This window comes from Caulobacter sp. CCUG 60055 (assembly GCF_022750545.1).
In the GTDB taxonomy this organism is placed as follows: Bacteria; Pseudomonadota; Alphaproteobacteria; order Caulobacterales; family Caulobacteraceae; genus PUIC01.
In genome coordinates this window covers 1-9,909 of sequence record NZ_PUIC01000024.1, presented here as the reverse complement: position 1 = coordinate 9,909, position 9,909 = coordinate 1, and the positions used below count along the sequence as shown (strand labels likewise).

The window sequence follows — 9,909 nt, the reverse complement described above, 5'->3', positions numbered from 1 at the left end:
AATTTTGCAAGCCGTTTGACATCGGTGACGGCGACGGGCTGTGCGTCGGCAATTCCAACGATCCAAACACCTGGGTCGAAGTGCGCTTGGCGGACTTTGACGCGCCGGAGCTCCACGCCCCTGATGGCCGCCTGTCCAAGTCGCTCCTCGAGCAGGTTGCGTTCGGTCAAAATGTAGCTTGCGAGGCGCGGCGCGGGCGGCGTGGCCGCGTGATCGTTTTCGACCGGGTAATCGCCGTATGCCGCGTCCATGGCCGCTCGATCGGCGATCTGCTCCGTGCGCGGCACGCGCCCGAAGGCGGCAACTGATCGTCGAACCTCGATCAAGAAGGGTCTGAGTCCAGGAGGGGAATGCCTTCCCCTGCGGTCGAGCCGACACGTCTCGTCCGACCCCTTCTGCGGGGAGCCCCCCGCAACGCCCCCGCGGTGACAACCAATCCTGACGGCGGAATCCATTCGCAGCGACGTGCGTTGTCTCTGACCGTCAGCATGAGACTCACGCGATGAAACCCACGCTTCAGGCACATCTGCTCGAACGGGCAGCGAGCTTCCTCGTCATGGCCGATCACGTCGCCGAACCTGAAGCCCGGCTTTGCGGAGAACCGCTTTTACAGAATGTCGGCTATGCACTCGAACTCGGGCTCAAAGCGCTCCTTGTTGAGCGGGGATGGGACGACGATCGCTGCCGCACCGAGGTGCGGCATGACATCGCCAAAGCCCTCGGCGAAGCAGCGAAGGTCGGATTTGTACCAGCGCATCCCGACCTTGCCGCCCTGATCGCCACTATCAGCCCTTACTATAAGCGGCACGGACTGTCCGAATTGGTGGCCACCGGCGGCTTGGCGATGTCGCCCGATCAGGCCTTGGCCGTGACGCGGAGCCTGCTTGATCAGGTCCGCGTGTCGGTCACTAAGTAGCTGACGGATCCGCCGGCGCACATGAGAGGGAGAGGGCTGCGGCTGTCGCCGTGACGGGTTTTGGAGGTCGAGAGAGGTTCTCTGGCCGGCCCGTCGCGGAGATACGCGATGACACACCCAGCTTCCAAAGGCCATGCCCGAACCCAGCGCTCGAACATCTACGACGAGATCACGACCAAGATTATTGCCGAGCTGGAGGCAGGCCGCCTCCCCTGGGTCCAGCCGTGGGGCTCGAACACGGTATCGGCGCCACTTGCCATGCCGCGGAACGCCGCGACCGATCGTGGCTATTCCGGCATCAACGTCCTGATCCTCTGGGGCGCGGTCGTCCAACATGGCTTCGCCACGCAAGGCTGGCTCACCTTCCGCCAGGCTTTGGGGCTGGGCGGCAATGTCCGCAAAGGCGAACACGGCACCACCGTCGTCTATGCCGATCGCTTCATCCCCGATGACGAGCGTCGCCGGGCACAGACCAATGGTGACGATCCAGCCGCCATTCCCTTCCTCAAGCGCTTTACCGTGTTCAACGTCGCCCAATGTGAGGGCTTGCCCGACGGGCTATCGGCGCCGCCCCCACCCATTCCCGAAGGTCTGATCGTGCCAGAAGTGGAGGCGCTCATTCGTGCCAGCGGCGTCGACCTGCGCCTGGGCGGAGACAAGGCCTTCTATGCACCGGGTCCTGACTTCATTCAGATCCCCAGGCCCGAGGCCTATTTCGAGCCGATCAACTGGCATCGCACGGCCCTGCATGAGCTGGGGCATTGGTCGGGCCATCCCGGACGCCTCGCGCGCGACCTGAGCGGTGGCTTCGGGTCGAAGGCCTATTCGCGCGAGGAGCTCGTCGCCGAAATGACGTCGGCCTTCTGCTGCGCGAGCCTCGGCATCGCGCCGACCGTGCGCCATGCCGATTACATCGGCGCCTGGCTCGACGTCCTGCGCGAGGACAATCGCGCCATCGTGCGCGCCGCGAGCGCGGCCTCCAAAGCGGCGGACTACCTCCTAGCCTTCGCGCCCAGTGCGACGGCACGGGAGGAGGATCGGGAAGCGGCGTGACCTCGCCCGCTGCGCGCCAGCTCGGCCGGGGTCCAGGAGAGTAAGAGGGTCGAGACGGACTTCGTGACGGGTCAGGGTCGAGAGAGAGGCTCCCGGCCGCCCGTCACGGAGAATATCCCATGACCCAGGCTTCCCAGAAGATCGTCCTGTCCCCCTCGCGGGACATCCCCTTCAACAAGCTCGTGCTGAGCCAGTCCAATGTTCGCCGGATCAAGTCCGGCGTCTCGATCGAAGATCTTGCCGAGGACATTGTACGACGGACCTTGCTTCAAAGCCTCAACGTCCGCGCGGTCGTCGATGCCGAAGGCAATGAAACCGGCATGTTCGAAGTGCCGGCCGGAGGTCGGCGCTATCGTGCGCTCGAACGGCTCGTGAAACAGAAGCGCCTGTCGCGGACAGCACCCGTGCCCTGCGTCATCCGCGAGAGCGCGGACATCTCGGCCGAGGAGGATTCGCTCGCCGAAAACAGTCAACGTGAGCCGCTGCATCCGCTCGACCAGTTTCGTGCCTTCCAGACTTTGCGCGAACAGGGTCAGGGCGACGAGGCAATCGCGGCGCGCTTCTTCGTCACGCCGGCCATCGTTCGCCAGCGCCTCAAGTTGGCGTCCGTATCCGACCGGCTGCTCGCCCTCTACGCCGAGGACGAATTGACCTTGGACCAGCTGATGGCCTTCACCGTCACAAACGACCATGCGCGTCAGGAACAGGTCTGGGAGGCGCTCGCGCGCAACCCCTACAAGGAAGCCTATCAGATCCGGCGCATGTTGACCGAAGGCGCCGTGCGCGCCTCCGATCGACGCGCACGTTTCATCGGCGCGGAAGCCTATGAAGCCGCAGGCGGCGACATCTCGCGTGACCTCTTCCAGACCGATGACGGTGGGTGGTTCCAGAATCCGGCGCTTCTCGACCGTCTGGTCTCAGACAAACTCGCGGCGGCTGCGGAGACCGTCGCTGCCGAAGGCTGGAAGTGGATCAGCGCCGACATCGGTTTCGATTACGGACACACGCGCGGACTCCGCGCCTTGTCCTCCACCAGCTCGCTGACCGATGAAGAACACGCGACCTACGAGGCGCTCAGCCAGGAGTATGCGGTGCTCGAGAAAATCTACGCCGAGGCCGAGGAGCTGCCCGACGAGGCCGACCAGCGCCTCGGCGAAATCGAGGCCGCGCTCGAAGATCTCCAGAACCGACCGGCGCTGTTCGATCCGGCTGACATCACGCGGGCGGGCGCCTTTGTCAGCCTCGACAGCTCTGGCAGCCTCAAGATCGAACGCGGGTTTGTGCGACCGGAGGACGAGGCAGAAGCCGAGCCGGATGCCACCCGTGGCGATACGGATGAGGCCGTCGAGCCTTCCGAGCCCGATGCCGGCATCCAGCGCGCCGTCATCACGATCGGCGGCGCAGCCCAGCCCGGCGGCGAACCCGATGAGGATGACGACACCATCAAGCCGCTGCCCGAGCGGCTGATGACCGAATTGACTGCGCATCGGACGCTGGCCTTGCGCAACGCAGTGGGTGCCGACCCCGACACGGCCTATCTCGCCGTCCTTCATGCCCTCGCGCTGAAGACGTTCTACCGCTTCAGTACCGCGACGTGCCTGGAGATCGAAGCCAAGCACTCCGCCTTTGGTCACCAGGTGCCTGGTCTCAACGACACAGCGTCGGCGCAGGCGATCACCGCGCGCCATGCGAGCTGGTCGGATCACCTGCCTCAGGACCCCGGTGCGTTGTGGCAGACGTTGACCACCTTCGATGCGGATCAACGCGGGGCACTGTTCGCCCACTGCGTCAGCTTCAGCGTCAACGCCGTCCACCAGTCCTGGAGCCAGGGCGACAGGATGAAACATGCTGACGCGTTGGCGCAGGTCGTCGATCTCGACATGGTCGCCGCAGGCTGGACCCCGACGGTCGAATCCTACCTCGGCCGCGTGACCAAGCCGCGCATTCTGGAGGCTGTTCGCGACGGCAAGGGTGATCGCGAGGCCCAGCTCATCGAGCACCTCAAGAAGGGCGATATGGCCAAGGAGGCCGAACGGCTGCTGGCCGGTTCAGGCTGGCTGCCGGAGCCGTTGCGCACCGCAACCGATCAACCCGTCCTGCTCGAACCGGACGGATCGGAGCCCGAAGCGCTGCCGGCTTTCCTGACCGCAGACGAGGATGATGAGACCGGAGCCTCCGACCCCGAGCCGGATGCAGGGTTCGAGCACGCCATCGCCGCTGAATGAACATCGCGGGGCGGCGTCCGGCCGCCCCGCTCCACTCCCACCTTTCGGCCCGCCTTCTGGCGGGCCTTTCTTTTGTCAGGAGCTTGCCATGCCGATCCCCGACCATGCCTCCCGCAATTTCCAGACTCTCCTACAGGCCGCCCGCAATGATGATCTGGCCCTGATGGAATGCCTAGACGCCGAGACGCGCGAGCTGCGCTACGTGCTTTGCGCCGTCGGCCGAGACGGCGAAGACTATGTCTTCACGCCGTTCGGGCATCTCGCGCCCGGCAATCCGTTCGACGCCTATCTGCCTCCGGTCGACGGCGGCGGCTTTGCAGAAACAGAGTGAGAGCGGGGCCGGGAGGGGGCGAGCCGGTGCGGTCGAGAGAGAGCGCCGATCGGCTTGCCCTCCTCCTGCTCTCCCGGATGACCCGCCATGACATCAACCGCACTCGCGTCCCCAACCCTCACCGTGACAAGCCGCGCGCCTGCCACTCGCGCCCTGGCGCTCCACCGCGCCGCTCTGGATCTCCTTCCCACCCTGATCGCGGGCACGGCGCTCGATGCCCACGCCCTTCGCACCACTATGGAGGCAGCGTTTGGCGGATCGGACGCCGAAGGGCTGTGGACCTGGAAAGACGCTTATGAGGCGTGCGAAGCAGCGCAGATCGCATTCCTGCGCCGATTTGGACCGGCGCTGTGCGGCCGTCCGGCCAGTTCGCAGCTTGCCGTGATCAGCAAGATTGCCGGCCTGCTCCCCACCCACACCCGACGCTCGATAGAAAGCGAGGCGCTTCAGCAATTCTCGACGCCGTTGCCCCTTGCCTGGATCGCGGCACGCGCAGCCATGATCACGCCAGGTGATCTTGTTCTGGAGCCATCGGCGGGGACCGGATTGCTTGCCATCTTCGCTGAGCTTGCTGGCGCCCAATTGGCGCTCAATGAATTGGGCGAAACCCGCGCCGACCTTCTCGGTCATCTCTTTTCGACCGCGGTCGCGACCCGGTTTGACGCCGCCCACATCCATGATCATCTCGACGCCGGGCTGGTTCCTAGCGTCGTCCTCATGAATCCGCCCTTCTCGGTCGCAGCGCAGGTCGAAGGCCGCGTCGCCGACGCGGCCCTGCGGCACATCAACTCCGCCCTGGCCCGTCTTGCCGAAGGCGGTCGCCTGGTCGCCATCACTGGGGCGAGCCTGTCCCCCTACGATGCAGCATGGCGCGACGCGTTCATCGACCTCCAGGCGCGGGGCCGAATCGTCTTCTCCGCCGCGATCGACGGCCGTGTCTATGCTCGGCATGGTACAACGACCGAAACGCGCCTGACCGTGATCGACCGTCTCCCGGCCGATGACCCGTCATGCTTCCCCGTCACACCCGGCATGGCGTCCAGTACCACCGAGCTTCTGGCTTGGGTCGACAATGCGATTCCCGCGCGCCTGCCTATCAGCGCCGCTTTGACGCCGTGCCGCGTCTCCCCAAAGCCGCCTTTGCGGAAATCCGTTGCGTCGCCTGCACGATCTGCGTCGCAATCGATCGACCCCGCCGCCGTGCCGCTGCGCTATTCCGTGGTAGACTGGTCCCAACCCGCAGCCGATCGGATCACCGAGGCTCTCTATGAAGGCTACGGACTGCAATCAGTGGCCATCGATGGAGCTCGCCCCCATCCGACGCCGCTCGTGCAGTCCGCGTCCATGGCTTCTGTGTGCCCACCGAAGCCGAGCTATGTGCCGCTCCTGCCGGAGGGATTGATCGAAGCCGGCCTTCTCTCCGATGCCCAGCTTGAAACCGTCATCTATGCGGGCGAAGCCCATGATGGCCAGTTGGCAGGCGCCTGGACAGTCGATGCGACCTTCGACCAGATCAGTGCCGCGCCTGAAAATGCCGACGGCATGGTCCGATTTCGCCGAGGCTTCATGCTCGGCGATGGGACGGGCGCGGGCAAAGGCCGCCAAGTCGCCGGCGTCCTTCTCGACAATTGGCTGAAGGGCCGTCGACGCGCGCTGTGGGTCTCGAAATCCGACGCGCTCATGGAGGACGCCCAGCGCGACTGGTCGGCCCTCGGCCAGGAGCGGCTGTTGGTGACGCCGCTCTCCCGCTTTCGCCAAGGGGCGCCCATCCGACTGGAGGAAGGCATCCTTTTTACCACCTATGCCACGCTACGGTCCGACGAACGCGAGGGGAAGGTTTCACGCGTCCGACAAATCGTCGACTGGTTGGGCTCCGACTTCGACGGGGTCATCGTGTTCGACGAATCCCACGCCATGCAGAATGCCGCAGGCGGCAAGGGCGAACGCGGCGAGCAGGCCGCGTCGCAGCAGGGCAAGGCTGGCTTACGCCTGCAACATGCGCTTCCCGATGCCCGCATACTCTATGTCTCGGCGACCGGCGCGACGACGGTTCACAACCTCGCTTATGCCCAACGGCTCGGCCTGTGGGGTGGCGAAGACTTCCCGTTCGCCAACCGCGCCGAGTTCGTGCAGGCAATCGAGGCCGGAGGCGTCGCCGCGATGGAAGTGCTCGCCCGCGACCTCAAAGCGCTCGGCCTCTATGCCGCTCGCTCGCTGTCCTACGAAGGGGTCGAATATGAGATCGTCGAACACCGGCTGACAGCCGAGCAGACCGGCATCTATGACGCCTATGCCGGCGCGTTCGAGATCATTCACAACAATCTGTCGGCCGCGCTTGAAGCCGCCAACATCACTGGTGCCGGGCCGGATGGCGGAACCAAGACGCTGAACGCTCAGGCCAAGTCCGCGGCGCGGTCGGCCTTTGAGAGCGCCAAGCAGCGCTTCTTCAATCATCTGATTACCGCCATGAAGACCCCGACGCTGATCGCGGCGATCGACCGTGACCTTGCCGAAGGTCACGCCTGCGTCGTCCAGATCGTCTCCACAGGCGAAGCCTTGCTCGAGCGGAGACTCGCCGACATTCCCACCGAAGAATGGGGCGATATCGCCGTCGACATCACCCCGCGCGAATATGTCCTGGACTATCTGGCGCACTCGTTCCCAACCCAGCTCTTCGAACCCTATACCGATGGCGAGGGTAACCTGTGCTCGCGGCCGGTGATGCGGGATGGCCAGCCCGTGCAATGCCGCGATGCGCTCGAACGCCGCGATCGTCTCATCGAGCATCTCGGCGCACTGGCCCCGGTGCAAGGCGCCCTCGATCAGATCGTCCAGCGGTTCGGCACCGAGCAGGTCGCCGAAGTCACCGGACGGTCCCGCCGCGTCGTCGCCCGCATCGGCGCGGACGGCGAACGGCGTCTGTGTGTGGAAAATCGCGCGGGCAGCGCCAACCTGGCGGAGACCGCTGCTTTTCAGGACGATGACAAGCGCGTCCTCGTGTTCTCCGACGCGGGTGGCACGGGCCGGAGCTATCATGCCGACCTTGGCGCCAGGAACAGGCGGCTGCGCATTCACTATTTGCTCGAGGCAGGCTGGAAGGCGGATACGGCCATCCAGGGGCTCGGGCGCACCAATCGCACCCACCAGGTTCAGCCGCCCATCTTCAGGCCGATCTCGACCGACGTGAAAGCGGAAAAGCGGTTTCTATCGACTATTGCGCGGCGGCTCGACACGTTGGGCGCGATTACTAAAGGACAGCGGCAGACCGGCGGACAGGGTCTCTTCCGTGCCGAAGACAACCTCGAAAGCGCCTATGCCAAAGCGGCACTGCGCCAGCTCTACACACTGCTCCTGCTCGGCAAGGTGCCGGGCTGTACGCTGCAACGGTTCGAGGACGCCACGGCCCTCAAACTGACCGATCGCGACGGCACCCTGCGCGAGGAACTGCCGCCAATCACGCAATTCCTCAACCGGATGCTGGCGCTGACCATCGACCTGCAAGGCACGATCTTTGACGTATTCGAAGGTTTGCTTCGCGCCAAGATCGAAGGCGCGGTCGCCGCCGGCGTCTATGATCGCGGCGTAGAGACCATCACGGCGCACTCGCTACGCGTCACCGAGCGCCGCACACTCTATACCCACCCTGCGACGGGCGCCGAGACCCAGGTCTTTACGGTCGTCGAGCGAAACCCGACCCGGCCGATTTCACTTGCCGAAGCGGTTGAGCGCGGTGCCGACCGCGACTGCCGCTTATTGATCAATCACCGTTCGAAGCGGGCAGCGGTACAAATTCCGGCCCCCAGTCTGACGCTCGATGACGGCGAGGTGGAGCGCCGCGTCCGGCTGCTCAGCCCGGTCGAGCGAATGGCCATGGCGCAAAGCGCTCTTGAGGAATCGGCCTGGGAAGAGGTCGACGCGGAGCGCTTTGCCCACGCGTGGAGTGCGGAAATCGCCGAATTGCCGGCGTTTACCGAAGTCACCTCGCACATCGTCACCGGGCTGCTGTTGCCCATCTGGCGACGCCTTCCCGGAGAAGGATGTCGGGTTTACCGGCTTCAGACTGACGATGGCGAGCGCGTGATCGGCCGGCAGGTCGCGGCAGCATGGGTGGCTCGGGCCTTCGGAGAAGCGCCCGTAAGCATGGCTGCAGGTGATGCGTTTGCCGCCGTGCTGACCAAGGGGGATACACTTCACCTTACCGATGCGATGTCCCTGCGGCGTTCGCTCGTCATGGGCGTTCAACGGATCGAATTGGGGGGTTTCACCAGCGCGATGGTCGCGCGGCTGAAAGCCATCGGCTTAACCTCCGAAATCATCGCCTGGAAGCTGCGCCTGTTCATCCCGACGGGCAGCAACGGTCCTTCGATTACCGCGGATTTGCTCAGTCGGCACCCTGTCGAACGAATCGCCCCTCGGGCGGCAACCCGCCATGCCGCAGGGTGACCGCATACCGGCAATGTACGGCCCTGCTGCTGAGCTGGCCGACCGTCTCGCGCGTAACGCCGAGGCGGTCTGCCGACACTATTTGTCCAGTGGACGCCGCGAAGGCCGATACTGGCTTGTCGGCGACATCAACAACAACCCGGGCCGCAGTCTCTATGTCCGGCTGCGCGGCGTCGAAACCGGCAGCGGCGCGGCCGGCAAATGGACCGACGCCGCGACGGGCGATCATGGCGATTTGCTCGACCTGATCGCCGCCTGCCGAAATCTGCAAAGCCTGCGCGACACCTTGGACGAGGCTCGCCTGTTCCTCAGCCTGCCACGAACCGAGTCTCATGCCGACAGGCGACCGGCCGCGCCGGTCCCAACAGGGTCGCCCGAAGCGGCGCGTCGCCTATTTGCGATGTCGAAGCCGATCACGGGCACAGTCGCACAATCGTATTTGCGCCGACGCGGCATTACGGATGTGCGGCATGGCGACCCCCTGCGCTTTCATCCTCGCTGCTGGTATCGCGGTGATGACGAAGACCCGCGTGATCGCCTGCGCGACGCCTGGCCAGCCATTATTGCAGCGGTCACCGATCTCGACGGCACGATCACCGGAGCCCATCGGACCTGGCTCGATCCTTCAGGCTCGCACAAGGCCGACATCTCCACCCCCAGGCGGGCCATGGGGCAGCTGTTGGGCAATGCAGTGCGGTTCGGTCATGCTGTGGATGTGCTCGTTGCCGGTGAGGGCATCGAAACAATGCTTTCGGTTCGTCAGGTCCTGCCAACCCTACCGATGGCCGCAGCCCTGTCGGCCAACCACCTCGCGGCGTTGATCCTGCCCCCCACGCTCCGTCGGCTCTATATCGCTCACGATGCCGATCCGGCCGGTGATCGGGCGCAGGAAACGCTGGCCGAACGCGCGATCGCCCTGGGGATGTGAATCGGCGTGGAAA

7 protein-coding genes are annotated in these 9,909 nt (G+C 65.1%); all 7 read left to right on the top strand.

All coding sequences use genetic code 11. From position 1 onward, the window contains the following. A partial coding sequence (locus tag C5708_RS19365; RefSeq protein WP_242923639.1) for a nuclease occupies positions 1-308 on the top strand: 308 nt, incomplete at its 5' end. 194 nt (positions 309-502) lie between these two features. After that, entirely contained in the window at positions 503-916 is a 414-nt protein-coding gene (locus C5708_RS19360; protein WP_242923637.1) for a hypothetical protein, read from the top strand. A gap of 108 nt (positions 917-1,024) precedes the next feature. After that, positions 1,025-1,969 carry a zincin-like metallopeptidase domain-containing protein gene (locus C5708_RS19355; RefSeq protein WP_242923635.1) on the top strand — a complete coding sequence of 315 codons (945 nt, stop codon included), beginning with the start codon at positions 1,025-1,027 and terminating at the stop codon, positions 1,967-1,969. Positions 1,970-2,088: 119 nt separating this feature from the next. After that, on the top strand, positions 2,089-4,194 hold the full coding sequence (locus C5708_RS19350) for a ParB/RepB/Spo0J family partition protein (RefSeq protein ID WP_242923634.1): 2,106 nt from the start codon (positions 2,089-2,091) through the stop codon (positions 4,192-4,194). A gap of 88 nt (positions 4,195-4,282) precedes the next feature. Beyond that, positions 4,283-4,525: a DUF6117 family protein gene (locus C5708_RS19345; RefSeq protein ID WP_091738472.1), complete on the top strand. Its 243-nt coding sequence runs from the start codon at positions 4,283-4,285 to the stop codon at positions 4,523-4,525. Positions 4,526-4,612: 87 nt separating this feature from the next. Then, complete coding sequence (locus C5708_RS19340; protein ID WP_242923633.1) at positions 4,613-8,968, top strand: strawberry notch-like NTP hydrolase domain-containing protein; 4,356 nt, start codon at positions 4,613-4,615, stop codon at positions 8,966-8,968. After that, entirely contained in the window at positions 8,955-9,896 is a 942-nt protein-coding gene (locus tag C5708_RS19335) for a toprim domain-containing protein (RefSeq protein ID WP_242923632.1), read from the top strand. Before C5708_RS19340 ends, C5708_RS19335 begins: the two co-directional genes overlap by 14 nt. The last annotated feature ends 13 nt before the right edge of the window (positions 9,897-9,909 follow it).

What these genes read in the sequence shown, in the direction of transcription:
- C5708_RS19360 (WP_242923637.1), top strand. Translation starts at nt 503, where the DNA reads ATGAAACCCACGCTTCAGGCACATCTGCTCGAACGGGCAGCGAGCTTC.
- C5708_RS19355 (WP_242923635.1), top strand. Translation starts at nt 1,025, where the DNA reads ATGACACACCCAGCTTCCAAAGGCCATGCCCGAACCCAGCGCTCGAAC.
- C5708_RS19350 (WP_242923634.1), top strand. Translation starts at nt 2,089, where the DNA reads ATGACCCAGGCTTCCCAGAAGATCGTCCTGTCCCCCTCGCGGGACATC.
- C5708_RS19345 (WP_091738472.1), top strand. Translation starts at nt 4,283, where the DNA reads ATGCCGATCCCCGACCATGCCTCCCGCAATTTCCAGACTCTCCTACAG.
- C5708_RS19340 (WP_242923633.1), top strand. Translation starts at nt 4,613, where the DNA reads ATGACATCAACCGCACTCGCGTCCCCAACCCTCACCGTGACAAGCCGC.
- C5708_RS19335 (WP_242923632.1), top strand. Translation starts at nt 8,955, where the DNA reads ATGCCGCAGGGTGACCGCATACCGGCAATGTACGGCCCTGCTGCTGAG.